The sequence below is a fragment of the Umezawaea tangerina genome (genome assembly GCF_003002815.1).
In the GTDB taxonomy this organism is placed as follows: Bacteria; Actinomycetota; Actinomycetes; order Mycobacteriales; family Pseudonocardiaceae; genus Umezawaea; species Umezawaea tangerina.
Map to the genome: position 1 here is coordinate 267,636 of NZ_PVTF01000003.1, position 23,128 is coordinate 290,763.

36 protein-coding genes are annotated in these 23,128 nt (G+C 66.5%); 35 read left to right on the plus strand and 1 reads right to left on the minus strand.

Annotated features, from left to right (window positions below):
• Window positions 1-313: 313 nt before the first annotated feature.
• Entirely contained in the window at window positions 314-754 is a 441-nt protein-coding gene (locus tag CLV43_RS11585) for an LppU/SCO3897 family protein (RefSeq protein ID WP_170155807.1), read from the minus strand.
• A 376-nt stretch (window positions 755-1,130) separates the two neighbouring features.
• Here CLV43_RS11585 and rpsL point away from each other — a divergent pair, with 376 nt between their 5' ends.
• The 35 genes from rpsL (at window position 1,131) to CLV43_RS11760 (ending at window position 23,087) form a co-directional block, all read left to right on the plus strand.
• Complete coding sequence (gene rpsL / locus CLV43_RS11590) at window positions 1,131-1,505, plus strand: 30S ribosomal protein S12 (protein WP_090015396.1); 375 nt, start codon at window positions 1,131-1,133, stop codon at window positions 1,503-1,505.
• Window positions 1,505-1,975: a 30S ribosomal protein S7 gene (gene rpsG / locus CLV43_RS11595; RefSeq protein WP_106187108.1), complete on the plus strand. Its 471-nt coding sequence runs from the start codon at window positions 1,505-1,507 to the stop codon at window positions 1,973-1,975. Before rpsL ends, rpsG begins: the two co-directional genes overlap by 1 nt.
• Window positions 1,976-2,064: 89 nt before the next feature.
• The gene (gene fusA, locus CLV43_RS11600; RefSeq protein ID WP_106187109.1) at window positions 2,065-4,164 is read left to right on the plus strand and encodes an elongation factor G; all 2,100 of its coding nucleotides are present in this window, start codon (window positions 2,065-2,067) and stop codon (window positions 4,162-4,164) included.
• 137 nt (window positions 4,165-4,301) lie between these two features.
• Complete coding sequence (tuf, locus tag CLV43_RS11605) at window positions 4,302-5,495, plus strand: elongation factor Tu (RefSeq protein WP_106187110.1); 1,194 nt, start codon at window positions 4,302-4,304, stop codon at window positions 5,493-5,495.
• Between the two features lie 366 nt (window positions 5,496-5,861).
• The gene (gene rpsJ / locus CLV43_RS11610) at window positions 5,862-6,167 is read left to right on the plus strand and encodes a 30S ribosomal protein S10 (RefSeq protein ID WP_003938093.1); all 306 of its coding nucleotides are present in this window, start codon (window positions 5,862-5,864) and stop codon (window positions 6,165-6,167) included.
• A gap of 49 nt (window positions 6,168-6,216) precedes the next feature.
• The gene (gene rplC, locus CLV43_RS11615; RefSeq protein ID WP_106187111.1) at window positions 6,217-6,867 is read left to right on the plus strand and encodes a 50S ribosomal protein L3; all 651 of its coding nucleotides are present in this window, start codon (window positions 6,217-6,219) and stop codon (window positions 6,865-6,867) included.
• A complete protein-coding gene (gene rplD, locus CLV43_RS11620; protein ID WP_106187112.1) occupies window positions 6,867-7,556 on the plus strand; it encodes a 50S ribosomal protein L4 in 690 nt (229 codons plus the stop codon). The genes rplC and rplD overlap by 1 nt, the downstream gene beginning before the upstream one ends.
• Window positions 7,553-7,852: a 50S ribosomal protein L23 gene (rplW, locus tag CLV43_RS11625; RefSeq protein WP_106187113.1), complete on the plus strand. Its 300-nt coding sequence runs from the start codon at window positions 7,553-7,555 to the stop codon at window positions 7,850-7,852. The genes rplD and rplW overlap by 4 nt, the downstream gene beginning before the upstream one ends.
• Before the next feature lie 22 nt (window positions 7,853-7,874).
• Window positions 7,875-8,708 carry a 50S ribosomal protein L2 gene (gene rplB, locus CLV43_RS11630; RefSeq protein ID WP_106187114.1) on the plus strand — a complete coding sequence of 278 codons (834 nt, stop codon included), beginning with the start codon at window positions 7,875-7,877 and terminating at the stop codon, window positions 8,706-8,708.
• 18 nt (window positions 8,709-8,726) lie between these two features.
• The gene (gene rpsS / locus CLV43_RS11635; protein WP_086669030.1) at window positions 8,727-9,008 is read left to right on the plus strand and encodes a 30S ribosomal protein S19; all 282 of its coding nucleotides are present in this window, start codon (window positions 8,727-8,729) and stop codon (window positions 9,006-9,008) included.
• Between the two features lie 35 nt (window positions 9,009-9,043).
• Window positions 9,044-9,472: a 50S ribosomal protein L22 gene (gene rplV, locus CLV43_RS11640; RefSeq protein ID WP_106187115.1), complete on the plus strand. Its 429-nt coding sequence runs from the start codon at window positions 9,044-9,046 to the stop codon at window positions 9,470-9,472.
• Window positions 9,472-10,305, plus strand: coding sequence for a 30S ribosomal protein S3 (gene rpsC, locus CLV43_RS11645; RefSeq protein WP_106187116.1), 834 nt, complete (start codon window positions 9,472-9,474; stop codon window positions 10,303-10,305). The genes rplV and rpsC overlap by 1 nt, the downstream gene beginning before the upstream one ends.
• 3 nt (window positions 10,306-10,308) lie before the next feature.
• Entirely contained in the window at window positions 10,309-10,728 is a 420-nt protein-coding gene (gene rplP / locus CLV43_RS11650; protein WP_106187117.1) for a 50S ribosomal protein L16, read from the plus strand.
• Complete coding sequence (gene rpmC, locus CLV43_RS11655) at window positions 10,728-10,976, plus strand: 50S ribosomal protein L29 (protein ID WP_106187118.1); 249 nt, start codon at window positions 10,728-10,730, stop codon at window positions 10,974-10,976. Before rplP ends, rpmC begins: the two co-directional genes overlap by 1 nt.
• Window positions 10,973-11,254 (plus strand): 30S ribosomal protein S17, encoded by a 282-nt coding sequence (gene rpsQ, locus CLV43_RS11660; protein WP_106187119.1) that lies wholly within the window; start codon window positions 10,973-10,975, stop codon window positions 11,252-11,254. The genes rpmC and rpsQ overlap by 4 nt, the downstream gene beginning before the upstream one ends.
• Window positions 11,255-11,319: 65 nt before the next feature.
• Window positions 11,320-11,688: a 50S ribosomal protein L14 gene (gene rplN, locus CLV43_RS11665; protein WP_106187120.1), complete on the plus strand. Its 369-nt coding sequence runs from the start codon at window positions 11,320-11,322 to the stop codon at window positions 11,686-11,688.
• A gap of 2 nt (window positions 11,689-11,690) precedes the next feature.
• On the plus strand, window positions 11,691-12,005 hold the full coding sequence (gene rplX / locus CLV43_RS11670; protein WP_106187121.1) for a 50S ribosomal protein L24: 315 nt from the start codon (window positions 11,691-11,693) through the stop codon (window positions 12,003-12,005).
• Between the two features lies 1 nt (window position 12,006).
• Window positions 12,007-12,570 carry a 50S ribosomal protein L5 gene (gene rplE / locus CLV43_RS11675; protein WP_106187122.1) on the plus strand — a complete coding sequence of 188 codons (564 nt, stop codon included), beginning with the start codon at window positions 12,007-12,009 and terminating at the stop codon, window positions 12,568-12,570.
• Between the two features lie 4 nt (window positions 12,571-12,574).
• Window positions 12,575-12,760 carry a type Z 30S ribosomal protein S14 gene (locus tag CLV43_RS11680; protein ID WP_053715226.1) on the plus strand — a complete coding sequence of 62 codons (186 nt, stop codon included), beginning with the start codon at window positions 12,575-12,577 and terminating at the stop codon, window positions 12,758-12,760.
• Window positions 12,761-12,849: 89 nt separating this feature from the next.
• Complete coding sequence (gene rpsH, locus CLV43_RS11685; RefSeq protein WP_106187123.1) at window positions 12,850-13,248, plus strand: 30S ribosomal protein S8; 399 nt, start codon at window positions 12,850-12,852, stop codon at window positions 13,246-13,248.
• A gap of 14 nt (window positions 13,249-13,262) precedes the next feature.
• On the plus strand, window positions 13,263-13,802 hold the full coding sequence (rplF, locus tag CLV43_RS11690; protein ID WP_106187124.1) for a 50S ribosomal protein L6: 540 nt from the start codon (window positions 13,263-13,265) through the stop codon (window positions 13,800-13,802).
• 1 nt (window position 13,803) lies between these two features.
• On the plus strand, window positions 13,804-14,205 hold the full coding sequence (gene rplR, locus CLV43_RS11695; protein WP_106187125.1) for a 50S ribosomal protein L18: 402 nt from the start codon (window positions 13,804-13,806) through the stop codon (window positions 14,203-14,205).
• 34 nt (window positions 14,206-14,239) lie between these two features.
• On the plus strand, window positions 14,240-14,848 hold the full coding sequence (gene rpsE / locus CLV43_RS11700) for a 30S ribosomal protein S5 (protein WP_106187126.1): 609 nt from the start codon (window positions 14,240-14,242) through the stop codon (window positions 14,846-14,848).
• 4 nt (window positions 14,849-14,852) lie between these two features.
• Window positions 14,853-15,038 carry a 50S ribosomal protein L30 gene (gene rpmD, locus CLV43_RS11705; protein ID WP_106187127.1) on the plus strand — a complete coding sequence of 62 codons (186 nt, stop codon included), beginning with the start codon at window positions 14,853-14,855 and terminating at the stop codon, window positions 15,036-15,038.
• On the plus strand, window positions 15,035-15,478 hold the full coding sequence (rplO, locus tag CLV43_RS11710; RefSeq protein WP_106187128.1) for a 50S ribosomal protein L15: 444 nt from the start codon (window positions 15,035-15,037) through the stop codon (window positions 15,476-15,478). Before rpmD ends, rplO begins: the two co-directional genes overlap by 4 nt.
• Before the next feature lie 565 nt (window positions 15,479-16,043).
• Window positions 16,044-17,357, plus strand: a complete 1,314-nt coding sequence (secY, locus tag CLV43_RS11715; protein WP_106187129.1) for a preprotein translocase subunit SecY — start codon at window positions 16,044-16,046, stop codon at window positions 17,355-17,357.
• The gene (locus CLV43_RS11720; RefSeq protein WP_106187130.1) at window positions 17,357-17,908 is read left to right on the plus strand and encodes an adenylate kinase; all 552 of its coding nucleotides are present in this window, start codon (window positions 17,357-17,359) and stop codon (window positions 17,906-17,908) included. Before secY ends, CLV43_RS11720 begins: the two co-directional genes overlap by 1 nt.
• Before the next feature lie 53 nt (window positions 17,909-17,961).
• Entirely contained in the window at window positions 17,962-18,732 is a 771-nt protein-coding gene (gene map, locus CLV43_RS11725; protein WP_106187131.1) for a type I methionyl aminopeptidase, read from the plus strand.
• Window positions 18,733-19,176: 444 nt separating this feature from the next.
• A complete protein-coding gene (locus tag CLV43_RS11730) occupies window positions 19,177-19,656 on the plus strand; it encodes a DUF1707 SHOCT-like domain-containing protein (RefSeq protein WP_170155808.1) in 480 nt (159 codons plus the stop codon).
• Window positions 19,657-19,825: 169 nt separating this feature from the next.
• On the plus strand, window positions 19,826-20,047 hold the full coding sequence (gene infA, locus CLV43_RS11735) for a translation initiation factor IF-1 (protein ID WP_005166804.1): 222 nt from the start codon (window positions 19,826-19,828) through the stop codon (window positions 20,045-20,047).
• Window positions 20,048-20,105: 58 nt separating this feature from the next.
• Window positions 20,106-20,219 carry a 50S ribosomal protein L36 gene (rpmJ, locus tag CLV43_RS11740; RefSeq protein WP_010148647.1) on the plus strand — a complete coding sequence of 38 codons (114 nt, stop codon included), beginning with the start codon at window positions 20,106-20,108 and terminating at the stop codon, window positions 20,217-20,219.
• Window positions 20,220-20,434: 215 nt separating this feature from the next.
• Window positions 20,435-20,815 (plus strand): 30S ribosomal protein S13, encoded by a 381-nt coding sequence (rpsM, locus tag CLV43_RS11745; protein WP_106187133.1) that lies wholly within the window; start codon window positions 20,435-20,437, stop codon window positions 20,813-20,815.
• Window positions 20,816-20,846: 31 nt separating this feature from the next.
• On the plus strand, window positions 20,847-21,254 hold the full coding sequence (rpsK, locus tag CLV43_RS11750; protein ID WP_106187134.1) for a 30S ribosomal protein S11: 408 nt from the start codon (window positions 20,847-20,849) through the stop codon (window positions 21,252-21,254).
• 23 nt (window positions 21,255-21,277) lie between these two features.
• On the plus strand, window positions 21,278-21,883 hold the full coding sequence (gene rpsD / locus CLV43_RS11755) for a 30S ribosomal protein S4 (RefSeq protein WP_106187135.1): 606 nt from the start codon (window positions 21,278-21,280) through the stop codon (window positions 21,881-21,883).
• A 154-nt stretch (window positions 21,884-22,037) separates the two neighbouring features.
• Window positions 22,038-23,087, plus strand: coding sequence for a DNA-directed RNA polymerase subunit alpha (locus CLV43_RS11760; protein ID WP_106187136.1), 1,050 nt, complete (start codon window positions 22,038-22,040; stop codon window positions 23,085-23,087).
• The last annotated feature ends 41 nt before the right edge of the window (window positions 23,088-23,128 follow it).

Genomic DNA, 23,128 nt, shown 5'->3' on the forward strand with positions numbered 1-23,128 from the left:
GGTTGTGCTCATCTCTGGTGATGCCCGGCTGTCGGTGGGGTTGTGCCCGCCCCTGGAGTAGCCCGGCCCCCGGCGCGCGATTGTCTCAATGCCCTGCCCCGTCTTGTCAAGACGATAAAGCCATCTTGACAAGACGGGGCAGGGCAGGAGGGCGCTGTGTATCGGGGGCGGGAGGGGGCCTGGCTTCGCCAGCAAGGCATCGGGCTCCGCCCGACAAGGCATCCTCGCTGCGCGTCGGACAAGGCCCCAGGCGCTTCGCGCCGGATGCGCGCTGGCGGGCTTCGCCCATCGGGGTGGGGTGGTCGCTCCGTTGTTAGGGCTTGGAGAGGCAGATGGTGGTGGTGGGGTCGGAGTAGTGCAGGGATTTGGTGGGGTCAGGGCAGGTGTGTTTGTCGGTGTGGTCGGTTAGGACGGCGTCGACTTTGAGGTCTGCGGTGGCGCACGGTGTGCGTTTGGTGGTGGTGCCTTTGGTGGTCAGGCAGTCGCCTTTGTGGACCACGAGGGTGTAGCAGGCGAGGCTGCCGCTGTGGTGGCGGCCGCCGCGGCGGGGGATGGGGAGGTAGTCGCCGGGTGGGCAGCCGTGGGTGCGGCGGGCGTGTTTGGCGAGGCGGTAGAGGGCGGTTGGGGAGGTGCAGTCGGTGGTGGTGAGCTCCGCCTGGTCGTTGATGGCGGCGCAGCCGCCGACTTCCGGCTCGCGTGGCCACGACCAGTAGCAGAGGGCGGTGGTGAGGAGCACCGTGGTGATGGTGGCCACTTGCCGGATCCGGCGTGTCAGCCGCTGGGGCACCGAACGTCCTCCGCAGGTCTCTTCGTCGCGAAGTCCCTGTGTACCGGGTCGGACCCCGTGCGACCCCCGTTTTGACCCGGGTAGACGAGGAGAGGTATCTTTGGTACTCGTGCCCGACCCATGTCGGGCCGCTCCGTGTGCCTATGCACCAGCGCCGCAGGTCAGATGCGGTGCCGGTTTGCCTGAAGCACCGGTGTCCTCCACTCGCTGGAACACCTGCGGTGTTACCCGCGGACCTTGGGATCCGGGCGACACGCCCGACCTCGGGTGCAGAGAGGGATCAAGTAAACAGAGCTCGCCAGACCGCTTGACGAGACGCAACAACGGAAGAAGCAGCCGGCGTATGCCAACGATCCAGCAGCTGGTCCGCAAGGGCCGCACTGACAAGGTCGCCAAGCAGAAGACCGCGGCCCTCAAGGGGAGCCCGCAGCGGCGCGGTGTGTGCACCCGCGTCTACACCACGACCCCGAAGAAGCCCAACTCGGCGCTCCGCAAGGTTGCCCGCGTGAAGCTGACCAGCGGCATCGAGGTCACCGCGTACATCCCTGGTGAGGGCCACAACCTGCAGGAGCACTCGATGGTGCTCGTGCGCGGCGGTCGTGTGAAGGACCTGCCGGGTGTTCGCTACAAGATCATCCGCGGTTCCCTGGACACCCAGGGCGTGAAGAACCGCAAGCAGGCTCGCAGCCGTTACGGCGCGAAGAAGGAGAAGAGCTAATGCCCCGCAAGGGACCGGCCCCGAAGCGGCCGCTGATCTCCGACCCGGTCTACAGCTCTCCGCTGGTGACCCAGCTCATCAACAAGGTGCTGGTCGACGGCAAGCGCTCGGTCGCCGAGAAGATCGTCTACGAAGCGCTCGAGGGTGCTCGCGAGAAGACCGGCACCGACCCGGTCGTCACGCTGAAGCGCGCGCTGGACAACGTGAAGCCGACCCTCGAGGTGCGCAGCCGCCGTGTCGGTGGCGCCACCTACCAGGTGCCGGTCGAGGTCCGTCCGTCGCGTTCCACCACGCTGGCGCTCCGCTGGCTGATCACCTTCTCCCGGCAGCGCCGTGAGAAGACGATGGTCGAGCGCCTGATGAACGAGCTGCTCGACGCGAGCAACGGCCTCGGCGCGAGCGTCAAGCGTCGCGAGGACACGCACAAGATGGCCGAGTCCAACAAGGCCTTCGCTCACTACCGCTGGTGATGTGATGCCCGGCCCGCAACGGCGGGTCGGGCTCTCCCAGCCCTAGGCGAGCGCTGCTACCAGCTGCTCAAAGACAGGGGAAGACACCCGTGGCACAGGAAGTGCTCACCGATCTGGCCAAGGTCCGCAACATCGGGATCATGGCGCACATCGACGCGGGCAAGACCACGACGACCGAGCGAATCCTCTTCTACACGGGGAAGAGCTACAAGATCGGCGAAGTGCACGACGGCGCTGCGACGATGGACTGGATGGAGGAGGAGCAGAAGCGCGGCATCACGATCACGTCCGCCGCGACGACCTGCTTCTGGAAAGACCACCAGATCAACATCATCGACACGCCGGGCCACGTGGACTTCACGGTCGAGGTCGAGCGTTCGCTGCGCGTTCTCGATGGCGCCGTTGCCGTGTTCGACGGCAAGGAAGGCGTCGAGCCCCAGTCCGAGCAGGTCTGGCGGCAGGCGACCAAGTACGACGTGCCCCGCATCTGCTTCGTCAACAAGATGGACAAGCTGGGCGCCGACTTCTACTTCACCGTGCGCACCATCCAGGAGCGGCTCGGCGCCAAGCCGCTGCCGATCCAGCTCCCCATCGGCTCGGAGAGCGACTTCATCGGAGTCGTCGACCTGGTCGAGATGCGCGCGCTCACGTGGCGCGGCGAGGTGGAGAAGGGTGAGGACTACACGGTCGAGGAGATCCCGGCCGACCTCGCCGACAAGGTGGCCGAGTTCCGCGAGAAGCTCATCGAGGCCGTCGCCGAGACCGACGACGACCTGATGGAGCTGTACCTCGCGGGCGAGGAGCTGTCCGTCGAGCAGATCAAGACCGGCATCCGCCGGATCGTGACCAACCGCTCGGCGTACCCGGTCCTCTGCGGCTCCGCGTTCAAGAACAAGGGCGTCCAGCCCATGCTCGACGCGGTCATCGACTACCTGCCGTCGCCGCTCGACGTGCCGCCGGTCGAGGGCACCCTGCAGGACGGCGTCACCCCGGCGTCCCGCAAGCCCTCGAAGGAAGAGCCGTTCGCGGCCCTCGCCTTCAAGATCGCCGCGCACCCGTTCTTCGGCAAGCTGACCTACATCCGGGTCTACTCCGGCAAGCTCTCCGCTGGCACCCAGGTCATCAACTCGACCAAGGACCGCAAGGAGCGCATCGGGAAGCTCTTCCAGATGCACGCCAACAAGGAGCAGCCGGTCGACGAGGCCCAGGCAGGCCACATCTACGCCGTGATCGGTCTCAAGGAGACCACCACCGGCGAGACGCTGTCCGACCCGGCCAACCCGATCGTCCTCGAGTCGATGACGTTCCCCGACCCGGTCATCCGGGTGGCGATCGAGCCGAAGACGAAGGCCGACCAGGAGAAGCTGGGCACGGCGATCCAGAAGCTGGCCGAGGAGGACCCGACCTTCCAGGTCCAGCTGGACGAGGAAACGGGTCAGACGATCATCGCGGGCATGGGCGAGCTGCACCTCGAGGTGCTCGTCAACCGCATGAAGTCGGACTACAAGGTCGAAGCCAACATCGGCAAGCCCCAGGTCGCGTACCGGGAGACCATCCGCGGCACCGTGGAGAAGTACTCCTACACGCACAAGAAGCAGACCGGTGGCTCCGGCCAGTTCGCCAAGATCCTCATCACCCTGTCGCCTCTGGAGAGCACCGACGGTGCGCTCTACGAGTTCGACAACAAGGTCACCGGTGGTCGCATCCCCAGGGAGTACATCCCCTCGGTGGACGCGGGCGCCCAGGACGCCATGCAGTACGGCGTGCTGGCGGGTTACCCGCTGGTGGGCATCAAGCTGACCCTGCTCGACGGTGCGTACCACGAGGTCGACTCCTCCGAGATGGCGTTCAAGATCGCGGGATCCATCGCGCTCAAGGAAGCCGCCCGGAAGGCCAACCCCGTGCTCCTCGAGCCGGTTATGGCGGTCGAGGTGACCACGCCCGAGGACTACATGGGCGACGTCATCGGTGACTTGAACTCCCGTCGTGGCCAGATCCAGGCCATGGAGGAGCGCAGCGGCGCCCGCATCGTCAAGGCGCTGGTTCCGCTGTCGGAAATGTTCGGGTACGTCGGCGACCTGCGGTCTCGCACCCAGGGTCGCGCGAACTACTCGATGGTGTTCGACTCCTACGCCGAAGTTCCCACGAACGTCGCGAAGGAAATCATCGCGAAGGCGACGGGCGAGTAACCCAAACCGGAGCACCGCAGTTCTAGCGGGCTCTCCGGGGGTCTCCCTGGGGTCCGCACAATCGACCCTGACGTGTAGTCCGGCGGGTGGGACACCGCCCGCCGGACGAGCAATACGAAGTCCAGGAGGACAATCCAGTGGCGAAGGCGAAGTTCGAGCGGACGAAGCCGCACGTCAACATCGGCACCATCGGTCACATCGACCATGGCAAGACCACGCTGACTGCTGCAATTTCCAAGGTCCTGCACGACAAGTTCCCGGACCTGAACCAGGCTTCCGCGTTCGACCAGATCGACAAGGCGCCGGAAGAGAAGCAGCGCGGCATCACGATCTCGATCGCTCACATCGAGTACCAGACCGAGAAGCGCCACTACGCGCACGTCGACTGCCCCGGTCACGCGGACTACATCAAGAACATGATCACGGGTGCGGCGCAGATGGACGGCGCCATCCTGGTCGTGGCCGCGACCGACGGCCCGATGCCGCAGACCAAGGAGCACGTGCTCCTGGCCCGCCAGGTCGGCGTGCCCTACATCGTCGTCGCGCTGAACAAGGCCGACATGGTGGACGACGAGGAGATCCTGGAGCTCGTCGAGCTCGAGGTCCGCGAGCTGCTCAGCGAGTACGAGTTCCCGGGCGACGACCTCCCCGTGGTCCGCGTCTCCGCGCTGAAGGCCCTCGAGGGCGACGCCGAGTGGGGCGAGAAGCTCATCGGTCTCATGGACGCGGTGGACGAGAGCATCCCCGAGCCCGAGCGCGAGGTCGACCGCCCGTTCCTCATGCCCGTCGAGGACGTCTTCACGATCACCGGCCGCGGCACCGTGGTGACCGGTCGCATCGAGCGGGGCATCCTCAAGGTCAACGAGGAGATCGAGATCGTCGGTATCCGCGAGACCTCGCGCAAGACCACGGTCACCTCGATCGAGATGTTCAAGAAGTTCCTCGACGAGGGCCGCGCGGGCGACAACGCCGCGCTGCTGCTCCGCGGCATCAAGCGCGAGGAGGTGGAGCGCGGCATGGTCATCGTGAAGCCGGGCACCACCACCCCGCACACCGAGTTCGAGGCGCAGGTGTACATCCTCTCGAAGGACGAGGGTGGCCGCCACACGCCGTTCTTCAACAACTACCGTCCGCAGTTCTACTTCCGCACCACGGACGTGACCGGCGTCGTCGACCTCCCCGAGGGCACCGAGATGGTCATGCCGGGTGACACCACCGGTATGTCGGTCAAGCTGATCCAGCCGATCGCCATGGACGAGGGTCTGCGCTTCGCCATCCGCGAGGGTGGCCGCACCGTCGGTGCGGGTTCCGTCACCAAGATCATCAAGTAAGTGATCCTGGTCTAATTCCAGACCCCGATTTGGAGTGCCGCACCCCGGTGTGGCATTCTTAACGGGTTGCTCGTCGGGGCGGCCGCGTTCATCCGAATTCGGCCGCCCCGTCACGAGCGGTCCGCGCCCTGAGTCATTGGACATCGGTTAACCCCGCTGGCTGATCAGGGTGCTGCGGGTCAGGCAAGACCCATCCCACGGAGTCATCTCAGTGGGACCGGCTTATGCATCGGGCGCGACACGCCCGACCGCGTGGACCGGGCACCGTGACATTTGAACAGGGGCGGAGCGCGCCAAGGGTCCCCAGTGACCCCCATTAGGCACCGCACCGCAGCGGTACGAGAAGCAGAGGAACGGCAAGCCACTATGGCGGGACAGAAGATCCGCATCCGGCTCAAGGCCTACGACCACGAGGCGATCGACGCGTCCGCGCGCAAGATCGTCGAGACCGTGACGCGCACCGGCGCTCGGGTCGTCGGGCCTGTGCCGCTGCCCACTGAGAAGAACGTTTACTGCGTCATCCGCTCGCCGCACAAGTACAAGGACTCGCGCGAGCACTTCGAGATGCGCACGCACAAGCGTCTGATCGACATCCTCGACCCGACGCCGAAGACGGTGGACGCGCTCATGCGCATCGACCTGCCGGCGAGCGTCGACGTCAACATTCAGTAAGTGGACGCGGCAGTGTTGATCCCATTTGGGGCGGAGAGTAACGAGACCCATGTCTGACAGGCAGGTTAAGGGGCTCCTGGGCACCAAGCTCGGCATGACTCAGGTCTTCGACGAGAACAACCGGATCGTTCCGGTTACCGTCGTCAGGGCCGAGCCGAACGTGGTCACCCAGGTGCGAACCCAAGAAATCGACGGCTACACGGCTGTGCAGCTGGCCTTTGGCGCTATCGACCCGCGCAAGGTCAACAAGCCCGTGACGGGCCACTTCGCCAAGGCTGGCGCGACGCCACGCCGCCACTTGGCCGAGCTGCGCACCACGGACGCCACCGAGTACCAGGTCGGCCAAGAGCTCACCGCAGAGGTGTTCGAGGCCGGCGCAGTGGTCGACATCAGCGGCACCAGCAAGGGCAAGGGCACCGCGGGCGTCATGAAGCGCCACGGCTTCAAGGGCCTCGGCGCGAGCCACGGCACCCAGCGCAAGCACCGCTCGCCGGGTTCCATCGGCGGCTGCGCCACGCCCGGTCGCGTGTTCAAGGGTGTCCGCATGGCTGGCCGCATGGGCCACGAGCGCGTGACCACTCAGAACCTGACCGTGCACCGCATCGACGCCGAGGCGGGGCTGCTGCTCATCAAGGGCGCGGTTCCCGGTCCCAAGGGCGGTGTGGTGTTCATCAAGAGCGCTGCGAAGGGTGGTGCCTGATGACGAACACCGTTGAGGTGCACACGCCGGACGGCAAGACCGACGGCAGCGTCGAACTGCCCGCCGAGATCTTCGACGCGCAGGCGAACATCTCGCTGCTGCACCAGGTCGTCGTCGCCCAGCGGGCCGCTGCCCGCCAGGGCACGCACAGCACGAAGACCCGCGGCGAGGTCTCCGGTGGCGGCAAGAAGCCGTACCGGCAGAAGGGCACCGGCCGCGCCCGCCAGGGCTCGACCCGTTCGCCCCAGTTCGCCGGTGGCGGTATCTCGCACGGCCCGCAGCCGCGCGACTACACCCAGCGGACGCCCAAGAAGATGAAGGCCGCCGCTCTCCGCGGTGCCCTCTCCGACCGGGCCCGCGCCGGCCAGCTGCACATCGTGAGCGCTCTGGTGAACGGGGACACCCCCTCCACCAAGACCGCCCGCAAGCTGCTGGAGTCGGTTACGGAGGCACGCCGCGTTCTGGTCGTGCTCAACCGCACCGACGAGGTCTCGTGGGTCAGCCTGCGCAACCTCGACCGTGTGCACGTGATCGCGCCCGACCAGCTCAACACCTACGACGTGCTGGTCAACGACGACGTGGTGTTCACCAAGGACGCGTACGACGTGTTCGTCGCCGGACCGGCCCGTGGCCGCTCCGCGAAGGCCGTCGCCCGTTCCTCCGAGGTGTCCGAGGAGGCCGCGAAGTGATCCCCGACCACAGGGACATCCTGCTCGCGCCGGTGATCTCCGAGAAGTCCTACGGGCTGCTCGAGGAGAACAAGTACACCTTCGTGGTGGCACCCGGCTCGAACAAGACTCAGATCAAGATTGCCGTTGAGAAGGTCTTCGGCGTCAAGGTCGTCAGCGTCAACACTCTCAACCGGCAGGGCAAGCGCAAGCGCACCCGGTCCGGCTTTGGCAAGCGCAAGGACACCAAGCGCGCCATCGTGACGCTGTCTGCCGAGAGCAAGCCGATCGAGATCTTCGGCGGCCCGGCCGCCTGATGACGACGAGGACTGCGTAGAGATGGGCATTCGCAAGTACAAGCCGACGACCCCCGGTCGTCGCGGTGCGAGCGTCTCCGACTTCGCCGAGATCACTCGGTCGACGCCGGAGAAGTCGCTGGTCCGTCCGCTGCACGGCAAAGGTGGCCGTAACGCGTCGGGCAAGATCACCACGAGGCACAAGGGTGGCGGTCACAAGCGGGCTTACCGCTTGATCGACTTCCGCCGCACCGACAAGGACGGCGTGCCGGCCAAGGTCGCTCACATCGAGTACGACCCCAACCGCACGGCGCGCATCGCACTGCTGCACTACGCCGACGGCGAGAAGCGCTACATCGTCGCCCCGGAGAAGCTGCACCAGGGCGACACGGTGGAGAACGGGCCCAAGGCTGACATCAAGCCGGGCAACAACCTCCCCCTGCGCAACATCCCGGTCGGTACGGTCATCCACGCGATCGAGCTCCGCCCCGGTGGCGGCGCGAAGATCGCCCGATCCGCGGGCGTGAGCGTTCAGCTCGTGGCCAAGGACGGCCCGTACGCCCAGCTGCGCCTCCCCTCGGGTGAGATCCGCAACGTGGACGTGCGCTGCCGCGCCACCGTTGGTGCGATCGGCAACTCCGATCACAACAACATCAACTGGGGCAAGGCGGGCCGCATGAGGTGGAAGGGCCGCAAGCCCACCGTCCGCGGTGTCGCCATGAACCCGGTCGACCACCCGCACGGTGGTGGTGAGGGCAAGACCTCCGGTGGTCGCCACCCGGTCAACCCGGCTGGTAAGCCCGAAGGCCGCACCCGCCGCCGCAAGCCAAGCGACAAGCTCATCGTCCGGCGTCGTCGCACCGGTAAGAAGCGCTGAGCAGGAAGGGAGTGAAGGATGCCTCGCAGCCTTAAGAAGGGCCCCTTCGTTGACGACCACCTGCTCAAGAAGGTGGACGTTCTCAACGAGTCGGGCAAGAAGACCGTCATCAAGACCTGGTCCCGCCGGTCCACGATCATTCCGGACATGCTGGGGCACACCCTCGCGGTGCACGACGGCCGGAAGCACGTCCCGGTGTTCGTGACCGAGGCCATGGTTGGGCACAAGCTGGGCGAGTTCGCCCCGACGCGCACCTTCAAGGGCCACATCAAGGACGACCGGAAGTCGCGCCGCCGCTAGGCGACGAACTAGGAAGAAGCTAAGGGGAAGCAGCGATGAACGCCCGCAACGATGCCAGTGCGCCGGAGTACCCGCGCGCCGTGGCTCGGGCTCGCTACGTCCGCGACACGCCGATGAAGGTGCGTCGCGTGATCGAGCTCATCAGGGGCCGTAGCGCCAGCGACGCCCTGGCCGTGCTCCAGTTCGCGCCTCAGGCGGCAAGTGAGCCGGTCGCGAAGGTGCTCGCCAGCGCCGTGGCCAACGCCGAGAACAACCTCTCCCTGGACCCGACCACCCTCTGGGTGTCCAAGGTCTACGTGGACGAGGGGCCGACGCTGAAGCGTTTCCGTCCGCGGGCCCAGGGCCGCGCGTACCGGATCCGCAAGCGCACGAGTCACATCACCGTCGAGGTCGAGTCCCGTCCCAAGGCGGAAGCCCGTCCCAAGGCGGTTCGCAAGACCAGCGCGAAGGGAAGTAACCGGTAGTGGGTCAGAAGATCAACCCGCACGGCTTCCGGCTGGGGATCACCACTGACTGGAAGTCCCGCTGGTACGCCGATAAGCAGTACGCCGAGTACGTGGCCGAGGATGTCAAGATCCGCAAGCTGCTCGGCCGTGGCATGGAGCGTGCCGGCATCTCCAAGGTGGAGATCGAGCGCACTCGTGACCGCGTTCGCGTCGACATCTTCACCGCCCGGCCGGGCATCGTCATCGGCCGTCGTGGTGCCGAGGCCGACCGCATCCGCGGTGAGCTGGAGAAGCTCACCAAGAAGCAGGTGCAGCTGAACATCCTCGAGGTCAAGAACCCCGAGTCGGACGCGCAGCTCGTCGCACAGGGTGTGGCCGAGCAGCTGTCCAACCGCGTCGCCTTCCGGCGCGCGATGCGCAAGGCCATCCAGTCGGCCATGCGTTCCCCGCAGGTCAAGGGCATCCGCGTGCAGTGCGGCGGTCGTCTCGGCGGTGCCGAGATGTCCCGTTCCGAGCACTACCGCGATGGCCGGGTGCCGCTGCACACGCTGCGCGCCGACATCGACTACGGCTTCTTCGAGGCCCGCACCACGTTCGGCCGTATCGGCGTGAAGGTGTGGATCTACAAGGGTGACGTCGTCGGTGGTCTGAACGCCAAGCGTGAGCGCGACGCCGCCCCGTCGGCGGACCGCGCGCCTCGTCGTGACCGCGATGCCCGCCCGAACCGGGCCCGTCGTTCGGGTGCCAGCGGCACCACGCCGACGAGCACCGAGGCAGGGCGCGCCGCGGCCGACGCACAGGCCAGCGAGACGCCGGCAGCCCCGGCCGCTGAAGAGAAGACGGAGGGCTGAGTCGTGCTCATCCCGCGGAGGGTTAAGCACCGCAAGCAGCACCACCCCGGTCGGTCGGGTGCTGCCAAGGGCGGCACGAGGGTCACCTTCGGTGAGTTCGGCATCCAGGCTCTGGAGCCGGCCTACGTGACCAACAGGCAGATCGAGTCCGCGCGTATTGCCATCAACAGGCACATCCGTCGTGGTGGCAAGGTCTGGATCAACATCTTCCCGGACCGCCCGCTGACGAAGAAGCCCGCCGAGACCCGCATGGGTTCCGGCAAGGGTTCTCCGGAGTGGTGGGTGGCCAACATCAAGCCGGGTCGGGTGCTCTTCGAGATGAGCTTCCCGAACGAAGCCGTGGCACGTGAGGCACTGCGCCGCGCGATCCACAAGCTCCCGATGAAGTGCCGCATCGTTACGCGTGAGGGTGGTGAGTTCTGATGGCAGCGGGTACCACCGCTTCCGAGCTGCGTGAGCTCACCGAGGAGGAGCTCGTGCTGCGCCTGAAGGAGGCGAAGGAGGAGCTGTTCAACCTCCGCTTCCAGATGGCCACCGGGCAGCTCGACAACAACCGTCGTCTGCGGACGATCCGGCACGAGATCGCCCGGATCTACACCGTGATGCGGGAGCGGGAGCTCGGTCTCTCGGTTTCCCCCGACGCGGTCTCCACTGGTGAGGGTGCGGCATGACCGAAAGCAACGAAGCCACGACCGAGGACCGCAACGACCGCAAGGTCCGCGAGGGTTACGTCGTAGGCGACAAGATGGACAAGACGATCGTGGTCGCGCTCGAGGACCGCAAGAAGCACCCCAGGTACTCCAAGGTCCTGCGCTCCACCACCAAGGTGAAGGTGCACGACGAGGAGAACTCGGCCGGTGTGGGTGACCGCGTTCGCCTCATGGAGACGCGTCCCCTGTCCGCCACCAAGCGCTGGCGGCTCGTCGAGATCCTTGAGAAGGCCAAGTAGTAGTTAGTTGGACCGAGCCTGTCAGGTCGGAAATCTGGCAGGCCAGGAATGGTCAGGAGTTGTAAGTGATCCAGCAGGAGTCGCGGCTGCGCGTCGCCGACAACACCGGTGCGAAGGAAATCCTTTGCATCCGTGTTCTCGGTGGCTCGGGCCGCCGCTACGCGGGTATCGGGGACATCATCGTCGCGACGGTGAAGCAGGCCATCCCCGGTGCCAACGTGAAGAAGGGCGATGTCGTCAAGGCCGTCATCGTTCGGACCGTGAAGGAGCGCCGTCGTCCCGACGGTTCCTACATCCGGTTCGACGAGAACGCCGCCGTGCTCATCAAGCCGGACAACGAGCCGCGGGGTACCCGCATCTTCGGACCGGTCGGCCGTGAGCTGCGCGACAAGAAGTTCATGAAGATCATCTCGCTGGCACCGGAGGTGCTCTAGCCATGAAGGTCAAGAAGGGCGACACGGTCGTCGTCATCGCCGGCAAGGACAAGGGCGCCAAGGGCAAGGTCATCCAGGCCCACCCGGACACCAACAAGGTCCTGGTCGAGGGCGTGGCCAGGGTCAAGAAGCACACCCGGATCTCGCAGACCCAGCGTGGTGCGCAGTCCGGTGGCATCGTGACCCAGGAGGCCTTGATCCACGTCTCCAACGTGATGGTCGTCGACGCGGACGGCAAGCCGTCCCGCATCGGCTACCGGACGAACGACGAGGGCAAGCGCGTCCGCATTTCCCGTCGTAACGGGAAGGACATCTGACATGACCACCGCTGAGAAGATCATCCCGCGGCTGAAGACCCGCTACCGCGAGGAAATCGCCGCCGAGCTGAACAAGCAGTTCGACTACGCCAACGTCATGCAGATCCCCGGCGTGGTGAAGGTTGTCGTCAACATGGGTGTCGGCGACGCCGCCCGTGACGGCAAGCTGATCGAGGGCGCTGTCCGCGACCTCTCGATCATCACCGGCCAGCGTCCCGAGGTCCGGCGCGCCCGCAAGTCCATCGCGCAGTTCAAGCTGCGCGAGGGCATGCCGATCGGCGCCCGCGCCACGCTTCGCGGCGACCGGATGTGGGAGTTCCTGGACCGGCTGCTGACGATCGCGCTGCCGCGCATCCGCGACTTCCGCGGTCTGTCCCCGAAGCAGTTCGACGGCAACGGGAACTACACCTTCGGCCTCAACGAGCAGTCGATGTTCCACGAGATCGACCCCGACGCCATCGACCGCCCGCGCGGCATGGACATCACGGTCGTCACCACCGCGACCACCGACGATGAAGGTCGGGCGCTGCTGAAGCTCCTGGGCTTCCCGTTCAAGGAGAACTGAGTCGATGGCCAAGAAGGCATTGATCAACAAGGCTGCCGCCAAGCCCAAGTTCAAGGTGCGGGGTTACACCCGCTGCCAGCGCTGCGGGCGTCCGCACTCGGTGTTCCGCAAGTTCGGCCTGTGCCGGATCTGCCTCCGGGAGATGGCGCACCGCGGCGAACTGCCGGGTGTCAGCAAGTCCAGCTGGTAAAGAGCGTTTCCACTTCGCTGTAGGCCTGCCCACGACCGTCTCGGACCCTGGGCTGGGGAACCGCAGTGAGAAAGGTTGACTAGGTCACCATGACGATGACCGATCCGATCGCAGACATGTTGACTCGTCTGCGCAACGCGAACTCGGCCTATCACGACAAGGTCGTGATGCCGCACTCGAAGCTCAAGGCGAACATCGCCGAGATCCTCAAGCGCGAGGGCTACATCTCGAGCTACCGCGACGAGGCTGGTGACGTCGCGAAGAACCTGGTGGTCGAGCTGAAGTACGGCCCGAACCGGGAGCGCAGCATCGCGGGCCTCCGCCGGGTGTCCAAGCCCGGTCTCCGCGTGTACGCGAAGTCCACGAACCTCCCCAAGGTGCTCGGTGGCCTTGGTGTTGCCATCATTTCGACCTCTGGTGGTCTGCTGACCGACCGCCAGGCCAACAAGCAGGGTGTAGGCGGAGAAGTTCTCGCCTACGTCTGGTAAGGGAGGGGGACCGCATGTCGCGCATTGGAAAGCTGCCGATCACCGTTCCCTCTGGGGTCGACGTGAACATCGACGGCCAGGACGTGAGCATCAAGGGGCCCAAGGGCACCCTGAGCCTCACGATCGCTGAGCCGATCGTGCTGGAGAAGTCGGAGGACGGCACCCTCGAGGTGAAGCGTCCCGACGACGAGCGCCGCAGCCGTTCGCTGCACGGCCTCTCCCGCACCCTGGTCCACAACATGGTCATCGGTGTGACCCAGGGGTACGAGAAGAAGCTCGAGATCCACGGGGTCGGTTACCGCGTCGCGCTCAAGGGTTCCGACCTGGAGTTCGCGCTCGGCTACAGCCACCCGGTGAAGGTCGAGGCCCCTGAGGGCATCACCTTCATCGTCGAGAACCCCACGCGTTTCTCCGTTCAGGGTATCGACAAGCAGCTGGTGGGCGAGGTTTCCGCCAACATCCGCAAGCTGCGCAAGCCCGACCCGTACAAGGGCAAGGGTGTGCGGTACTCGGGCGAGAAGATCCGCCGCAAGGTCGGAAAGACGGGTAAGTGACATGAGCGAGTCGACTGCTACGAAGCGCAAGCCGGTGGGCAAGGACATCTCGACCACGCGTCGCATCGCCAAGGCCCGTCGTCACTTCCGCCTGCGCAAGAAGGTCAACGGGACCGCCGAGCGTCCGCGCCTGGTCGTGCACCGCTCCTCGAAGCACATCACCGTGCAGATCGTGGACGACCTGAAGGGCCACACCCTCGTCTCGGCCACCTCCCTGGAGGCGGACGTGCGCGCGGTGGACGGCGACAAGAAGGCCCGCGCGGCCAAGGTCGGTCAGCTGGCCGCGGCTCGTGCCAAGGACGCCGGGATCACGGCGGTCGTCTTCGACCGCGGTGGCAACGCGTACCACGGCCGCATCGCCGCTCTGGCGGACGCGGCCCGCGAGGCGGGGCTGGAGTTCTGACAATGCACATCACTGGAATTGAGAGGGACGCCTGATGCCAGGACGCACGCGTCGCGAAGGCGGCGGGGGCGAGCGCGGAGAGCGCCGCGACCGTCGTGATGGCGGCCGCGGCGGCGCGGCCCAGGAGAAGACCCCCCACCTCGAGCGCGTGGTTGCGATCAACCGCGTGTCCAAGGTGGTCAAGGGTGGTCGCCGGTTCAGCTTCACGGCCCTCGTGGTCGTGGGCGACGGCGACGGCATGGTGGGCGTCGGCTACGGCAAGGCCAAGGAAGTTCCCGCGGCCATCGCCAAGGGTGTCGAGGAAGCGAAGAAGAACTTCTTCCGCGTTCCCCGCATCGGCGGCACGATCCCGCACCCGATCACGGGCAAGAAGGCGGCAGGCGAAGTGCTGCTGCGTCCGGCCTCGGCCGGTACCGGCGTCATCGCCGGTGGCGCTGTCCGCGCGGTGCTGGAGTGCGCGGGCATCCACGACGTGCTGAGCAAGTCGCTGGGCAGCGACAACGCCATCAACATCGTGCACGCCACCGTCGCCGGCCTGAAGGGCCTGCAGCGCCCCGAAGAGGTCGCGGCCCGCCGCGGTCTCCCGCTCGAGGACGTCGCACCCGCCGGCATGCTGCGCGCACGCGCACAGCAGGGGGCGTGACACCATGGCACAGCTCAAGATCACCCAGGTGAAGAGCACCATCGGTACCAAGCACAACCACCGCGAATCGATCCGCACCCTCGGGCTGCACAAGATTCGCCAGTCGGTGGTGCGCGATGACACCCCTCAGGTCCGCGGTCTGATCAAGGCCGTCCGCCACCTGGTGGTTGTCGAGGAGGTCAACTCATGACCATCAAGATCCACCACCTGCGTCCCGCCCCTGGTTCGCACACCGCCAAGACCCGCGTCGGCCGCGGTGAGGGCTCCAAGGGCAAGACCGCCGGTCGCGGTACGAAGGGCACGGGCGCTCGCAAGAACACCCCGGCGCGCTTCGAGGGTGGCCAGATGCCGCTGCACATGCGGCTTCCGAAGCTCAAGGGCTTCAAGAACCCGTTCCGCACCGAGTACCAGGTCGTCAACGTCGGTGACATCGCCCGCCTGTTCCCCAAGGGCGGCAGCATCGACGTCGACCAGCTCGTCGAGGCGGGTGCCGTCCGCAAGGGCCAGCTCGTCAAGGTGCTGGGCGACGGTGACATCGCGGGCGTCAAGCTCGACGTCACCGCGCACAAGTTCTCGGGCAGCGCCGTCGAGAAGATCGCCGGTGCCGGTGGGTCCACCACCGTGCTCTGAACGTGATCGCTGAAAGGCCCCCTGGAGCTCCGGCTCCGGGGGGCCTTTCGCCGTTCCGGGCCCCGGTGGACCGATGGTGTCGCCCAGGACGGGGATCCAGGGGCTCTGGAGGGGACTGGGAGGCCCGTCCGCGGTGGCCCGGCCCTCCTGTCGGAACCGGTCGCGGACGCCGTCCAGGGGGCCTCAGGACGGGACTCGCGAACCGGAGCCGCGGCCGTGGCGGAACCCACGTCCCGCAAGCGTTCGCGCAGGGCGTAACCAGCCTTCGCGAACGCCCGCGAACCTGACGAAAAGCGCTTGCGCGACCACGGAACTTGATCCGTTCGGCCCCTTGCGTGCACAGGTGATCAACCGAGTGCAACGTGTGAATGACTACTGGCTACGGAGAACCAGCGGATGGCTGTTAAAGTCGCGGGCTGAACCCGGATGTCCTCCGGGTCGGTGGCGGCTACCTGCCGCGATCGGTCGAAAACCGTCGGCGATTCGCCCGGCGGTAAGCCAGTGCCGGCGGACGGCCGGTACCGCTCGATGTCGGCCCTGGGCCGACAACGCTCAGGAGGTTCGCGTGCTCGGCGCATTCCGCTCGGCTCTCGCGACGCCGGACCTACGGAAAAAGATCCTCTTCACGCTGGGGATCATCGTGGTGTACCGGTTGGGCGCGACTCTGCCCGCGCCGGGCGTGTCCTTCAAGAACGTCAAGGAGTGCGCTGAACAGATCGATCAGCAGGGGATCTACTCCCTGATCAACCTGTTCAGCGGTGGCGCTCTGCTCAACTTGTCGATCTTCGCGCTGGGCATCATGCCCTACATCACCGCGAGCATCATCGTCCAGCTGCTCACCGTGGTCATCCCGCGGTTCGAGCAGCTGAAGAAGGAAGGCCAGGCGGGCCAGGGCAAGCTGACGCAGTACACCCGGTACCTGACGATCGCGCTCGCGATCCTCCAGTCGACCGGCATCGTGGCGCTCGCCGTCCGCGGCCAGCTGTTCCAGAACTGCACGCAGCCCGTCGTCCCGAACGACACGATCTTCACGCTGGTGACCCTGGTCGTCACGATGACCGCCGGTACCAGCGTCATCATGTGGCTGGGCGAGATCATCACCGAGAAGGGCATCGGCAACGGCATGTCGTTGCTGATCTTCACGGGCATCGCCGCGCGCATCCCGGCCGAGGGCAAGAACATCCTGTCCAAGGGCGGTCTGACGTTCTTCCTCGTCTGCGTCGCGGGCCTCGTCATCATCGCCAGCGTCATCTACGTGGAGCAGGCCCAGCGCCGCATCCCGGTCCAGTACGCGAAGCGCATGATCGGTCGCCGCATGTACGGCGGCACCTCGACCTACCTGCCGCTGAAGGTGAACCAGGCCGGTGTCATCCCGGTCATCTTCGCCTCCTCGCTGCTGTACCTGCCCGACCTGATCTCCCGGTTGACGACCTCGACCGACGCGGGCGCGACGCCCGGCTGGTGGCAGACGTTCGTGGCGACGCACCTGGTGAGCCAGTCCAGCCCGGTGCACATCGCCCTGTACTTCCTGCTCATCGTGTTCTTCACGTACTTCTACGTCGGCATCACGTTCAACCCGGACGAGCGTGCCGACGAGATGAAGAAGTTCGGCGGGTTCATCCCCGGTATCCGCCCGGGGCGTCCCACCGCCGAGTACCTGCGCTTCGTTCTGGGGCGCATCACGCTGCCCGGTTCGCTCTACCTCGGCATCGTCGCCATCCTCCCGAACCTGTTCCTGGAGCTGACCGGTCAAGGCCAGAACCAGAACTTCCCGTTCGGCGGCACGGCCGTTCTGATCATGGTGGGCGTCGGCCTCGACACCGTGAAGCAGATCGAGAGCCAGCTCATGCAGCGCAATTACGAAGGGTTCCTCCGCTAGTGCGACTCGTTCTCGTCGGCCCGCCTGGAGCGGGCAAGGGCACCCAGGCCACCGTGTTGAGCGAGAAGCTCGGCGTGCCGCACATCTCCACCGGGGACCTCTTCCGCGCGCACATCAGCAACCAGACCGAGCTCGGCCGGGAGGTCCAGGAGTACCTGGACTCCGGCGAGCTCGTCCCGGATGCCGTGACCAACGAGATGGTCCGCGAGCGCCTGGCCCAGCCGGACGCGCTCGAGGGTTTCCTGCTCGACGGCTTCCCGCGCAACGTGGCGCAGGCCGGTGTCCTGGGCGAGATGCTCGCCGTGGGCGACAACAAGCTCGACGCCGTCCTGGAGTTCCAGGTGGACGAGGACGTCGTGGTCGAGCGCCTGCTCGCCCGCGGCCGCACGGACGACAAGGAAGACGTCATCCGGCACCGCCAGCAGCTCTACCGCACCGAGACCGCCCCGCTGCTCGACTACTACGACAAGATCGTCGTCAGCATCGACGCGGTCGGCGACGTCAACGAGGTCGGCGAGCGCGCTCTGCGTGCCCTGCGCGGCCGTCAGTGAGCGGTGGTGTCCTCGATGCACTCCGTCGTTTCGTCCCCGGTGGCCGTGACCGCATGATCGAGATCAAGTCCCGGACCGAGCTCGAGGCCATGCGCGCCGCGGGCCTCGTCGTCGCCCGCACGCTCGCCCTGGTGTCCTCGCACGCCAAGGCGGGCGTCAGCACGGCCGAGCTCGACGAGCTCGCCGAGCAGAGCATCCGCGACGCGGGCGCCGTGCCGTCCTTCAAGGGCTACCACGGCTTCCCGGCCAGCATCTGCGCGTCGGTCAACGAGCAGGTCGTCCACGGCATCCCCAGCCGCACCCAGGTGCTCGCCGAGGGCGACCTCATCTCCATCGACTGCGGCGCCATCCTCGACGGCTGGCACGGCGACTCGGCCCTCACCATCCCCATCGGCGAGGTGACGCCCGCGGAGCGCCTGCTGTCCGAGGCGACCCGCACGTCGATGCTCGCGGGCATCGAGGCGGCGATCGCGGGCGGCAAGCTCAGCGACATCTCGTTCGCCATCGAGTCGGAGACGATCGCGGCGGGGGAGCGCGACGGCGTCGAGTACGGCATCGTCGACGGCTACGGCGGGCACGGCATCGGGACCAAGATGCACATGGACCCGTTCCTGCCGAACTACGGCAAGCCCGGCAAGGGCCCGCGGCTGAAGCCGGGGATGGCGATCGCGATCGAGCCGATGCTGACGCTGGGGAGCGAGCAGACGGCTGAGCTGGACGACGGGTGGACCGTGGTGACGACGGACAAGTCGCGGGCGGCGCACTGGGAGCACAGCATCGCGATCACGGAGGACGGGCCTTGGGTGCTCACTGCGCTTGAGTGATGTTCTGGGTGGTGCGGGAAGGGTCTTGCCTTCGGGTGGGGCCCTTTTTGCGTTGTGCTGGGGTGTTGGTGTGTGGGGTGTCGGTGGTGTGTCGGCTCGCCCTTCGGGCATTGCGCTTGGGGGGTGTGCGGTGGGTGTGGTCGATTTGACTTGGGGCCCCTTTTTTGGGCTTCGTCGGGCGAAAAAGGGCAGGTGGTGGAGCCTGCCCGCCGACCGATTTTAAGCCCAAAAACCCCAAGTCAAATCGACCACGGTTGCGTGCTTATGGGACGAGCGGTGGCTTCGGCTTGGTTGTGGGTTGGGTGGCTTGGGTGGGCGGGGTGGGGCTGCCTGTGGGCCTTGGTTGGTTGGCCTTGGTGGTGGGTGGGCTGGCGGCCACCTGGGGGATGCGGGACGGGGGCTAGCACCATGTTGTGGGGGTGGGGGGTGCGTCAGGCTTGGGGGGTGACCGACGACACGCCGACGATGAGGGCCGCTGACAACGATCGCGAGGCGGTCGTCGAGCAGCTGGCGCGTGCACAGGCCGAGGGGCGGTTGGATCTCGCGGAGTTCGATGAGCGGGTTCGGCTCGTCTGGGTGGCGCAAACGTATGCGGATCTGGCCGCGCTGACGGCCGACCTGCCGCCGGACCGGCCGATCGTGCCGGTGGCGACGAGGCCGCCGATGCCGGTCCACCAGCATCGGAGCTATCGGCCCGAGGGGTACCAGCACGCGACCTACCAGGTGGAACAGCGGGGGACCGGACGGGCGGGTCGGTTGTTCTTCCAGGCGTGGGTGGCCGCGAGTATGATCAACTTCGTGATCTGGGGACTGGTCTCCATCACGAGCCTGGAGTGGGTCTACCCGTGGTGGATCTGGGTCGTGGGCCCCTGGGGGGCGCTGATCCTGGCGCGGCGGATGACCCGATTTGGGTTGCCGCGCTGAACTGCGTACTATGGGTAGGTGGCGCACACGTCGCGCCGGTTCCGTCATGCCTGTGATGGTGGCCAGCAATGGCCGAACTCCAGGTGATCAGTGGTTCGCAAGGGCCGGTCGGAGTCGGGGTAGCGCGTGTCCACATCCGGGAATACCACCGTCACGAAACGCGGAGGACATGGGCAAGAAGGACGGGGCCATTGAGGTCGAGGGCCGCGTAGTCGAGCCGCTCCCCAACGCGATGTTCCGAGTCGAGTTGGAGAACGGTCACAAGGTCCTGGCACACATCAGCGGCAAGATGCGTCAGCACTACATCCGAATCCTTCCAGAGGACCGGGTTGTCGTGGAGCTCTCGCCCTACGACCTGTCCCGAGGGCGCATCGTCTACCGCTACAAGTGACCTCCACGGTGTCCGGGGCAGACGCCCCGGACACGCGGCAAAGCAGGAGAGCGCAGGCGTGAAGGTCCAGCCGAGCGTCAAGAAGATCTGCGACAAGTGCAAGGTGATCCGCCGCCACGGTCGGGTCATGGTGATCTGCGAGAACCTGCGCCACAAGCAGCGTCAGGGCTGATCAACCCCTAGCACGACGTCGCAGCTCCTCGGAACGACGCGACACATTGAAGCCTCCTCGCACCTGCCGGGCGTCTCGACGCCCGGCGCACCCCCGGACTCCAGGCCGGGGCCGGGACACCACGTGCGAAAGCACGCGGAACGGCACAGCGAGTCAGTCCCGGAACCGGGCGAGGAGCAGACCTGGAGCGACAACCTGTTAGGAGCAAGCGCCGTATGGCACGACTCGCTGGCGTCGACCTCCCCCGCGAAAAGCGGATGGAGATCGCGCTGACCTACATCTTCGGTATCGGTCGCACGCGCTCGAAAGAGCTGCTGACCGCTACCGGGATCAACTTTGACCTCCGGGTCAAGGACCTCGGTGACGATGACCTCGCGAAGCTGCGCGAGTACATCGAAGAGCACTTCAAGGTCGAGGGCGACCTCCGCCGCGAGGTTCAGGCCGACATCCGCCGGAAGATGGAAATCGGCTGCTACGAGGGTCTGCGCCACCGTCGCAACCTGCCCGTCCGCGGGCAGCGCACCAAGACGAACGCGCGCACCCGCAAGGGGCCGAAGAAGACCGTCGCCGGCAAGAAGAAGGCCGGAAAGAAGTAAGACCTCGCGTCTTAGGTAGGAGATCACCGAAGTGCCACCCAAGTCCCGCACGGGCGCCGGGGTCAAGAAAGTCCGGCGCAAGGAAAAGAAGAACATCTCGCACGGCCAGGCCCACATCAAGAGCACGTTCAACAACACGATCGTGTCGATCACCGACCCGACCGGGAACGTCATCGCCTGGGCGTCTGCCGGACACGTCGGCTTCAAGGGCTCTCGCAAGTCCACGCCGTTCGCCGCGCAGATGGCTGCTGAGAGCGCTGCCCGCAAGGCCGCTGAGCACGGCATGCGCAAGGTGGACGTCTTCGTGAAGGGTCCTGGCTCCGGCCGGGAGACCGCGATCCGTTCACTGCAGGCCGCAGGCCTCGAGGTCGGCACCATTCAAGACGTGACCCCGCAGCCCCACAACGGCTGCCGCCCGCCCAAGCGGCGCCGGGTCTGAGGCACGGGGAGGAGTAAGAACTTATGGCTCGCTATACGGGACCAGCAACGCGAATCTCGCGCCGTCTCAAGGTCGACCTCGTCGGCGGGGACCAGGCGTTCGAGCGTCGTCCTTACCCGCCCGGCCAGCACGGCCGCGGTCGGATCAAGGAGTCCGAGTACCTGCTTCAGCTCCAGGAGAAGCAGAAGGCTCGCTACACCTACGGCGTGCTGGAGAAGCAGTTCCGCCGTTACTACGAGGAAGCGGTTCGTCGCCCCGGCAAGACCGGTGAGAACCTGCTGCGCATCCTCGAGACCCGCCTCGACAACGTGGTGTACCGGGCCGGTCTGGCCCGCACCCGCCGGATGGCCCGCCAGCTGGTCGCCCACGGTCACTTCATCGTGAACGGCCAGAAGGTCAACATCCCGAGCTTCCGGGTGTCGAAGTTCGACATCATCGACGTGAAGCCGAAGTCGCTGCCGACGCTGCCCTTCGAGGTCGCCAAGGCCACCTTCGGTGACCGTCCGATCCCCGGTTGGCTGCAGGTCGTCCCCTCGACCCTCCGCATCCTGGTCCACCAGGTTCCGGAGCGGGCGCAGATCGACACGCCGGTGACCGAACAGCTCATCGTCGAGCTCTACTCGAAGTGATCCTCTTCCGGCCGGCCACCACTCCAGGTGGCCGGCCGGAGTCGGGTCCCACGGCGGCGCGAATGGTGTGCCGCACGTGTTTGCCGGTCTCCGCGACCGGTGGCTGTCCCTCGGCGTCAAATAGCGGGCGTCGTTGAGCTGAAAGAAGAACCCAGTGCTTATTTCCCAGCGCCCCTCGCTCGGCGAGGAGTCCGTCAACGAGACCCGCTCCCGGTTCGTGATCGAGCCGCTCGAGCCGGGCTTCGGCTACACCCTCGGCAACTCCATCCGCCGCACCCTGCTCTCCTCGATCCCCGGCGCAGCCGTGACCAGCATCCGCATCGACGGCGTGCTGCACGAGTTCACCACCGTGCCCGGTGTCAAGGAGGACGTCACCGACGTGATCCTGAACCTCAAGGAGCTGGTCGTCAGCTCCGAGGAGGACGAGCCGGTGACCATGTACCTGCGCAAGCAGGGCCCTGGTGCGGTGACCGCAGGCGACATCGTGCCCCCGGCCGGTGTCACCGTGCACAACCCCGACCTGCACATCGCCACCCTGAACGGCAAGGGCAAGCTGGAGATCGAGCTCGTCGTCGAGCGCGGTCGCGGCTACGTCCCCGCCGTCCAGAACAAGCAGGCCGGTGCCGAGATCGGCCGGATCCCGGTTGACTCGATCTACTCGCCCGTCATGAAGGTGACCTACAAGGTCGAGGCCACCCGTGTCGAGCAGCGCACCGACTTCGACAAGCTGATCCTCGACGTGGAGACCAAGCCCTCCATCACGCCGAGGGACGCCGTCGCGTCCGCGGGCAAGACCCTGGTCGAGCTGTTCGGACTCGCCCGCGAGCTGAACATCGACGCCGAGGGCATCGAGATCGGCCCCTCGCCCGCCGAGGCGGACACCATCGCGGCGTTCGCGATGCCGATCGAGGACCTCGACCTCACCGTGCGGTCGTACAACTGCCTCAAGCGCGAAGGCATCCACACGGTCGGCGAACTGGTCTCGCGCAGCGAGGCGGACTTGCTGGACATTCGCAACTTCGGTGCCAAGTCGATCGACGAGGTCAAGATGAAGCTCGTCGGTCTCGGCCTGGCCCTGAAGGACAGCCCCCCTGGGTTCGACCCGTCCGCCGCCGCTGCCGACTACCCGGCAGAGGGCTGGGCGGACGGCGGCGTGGACACCCACGACGACGGTCAGGACTACGCGGAGACCGAGCAGCTCTGAAGGCCGTGACAACGGCTGGGCCGGAGCAGAGGATCAGAAAG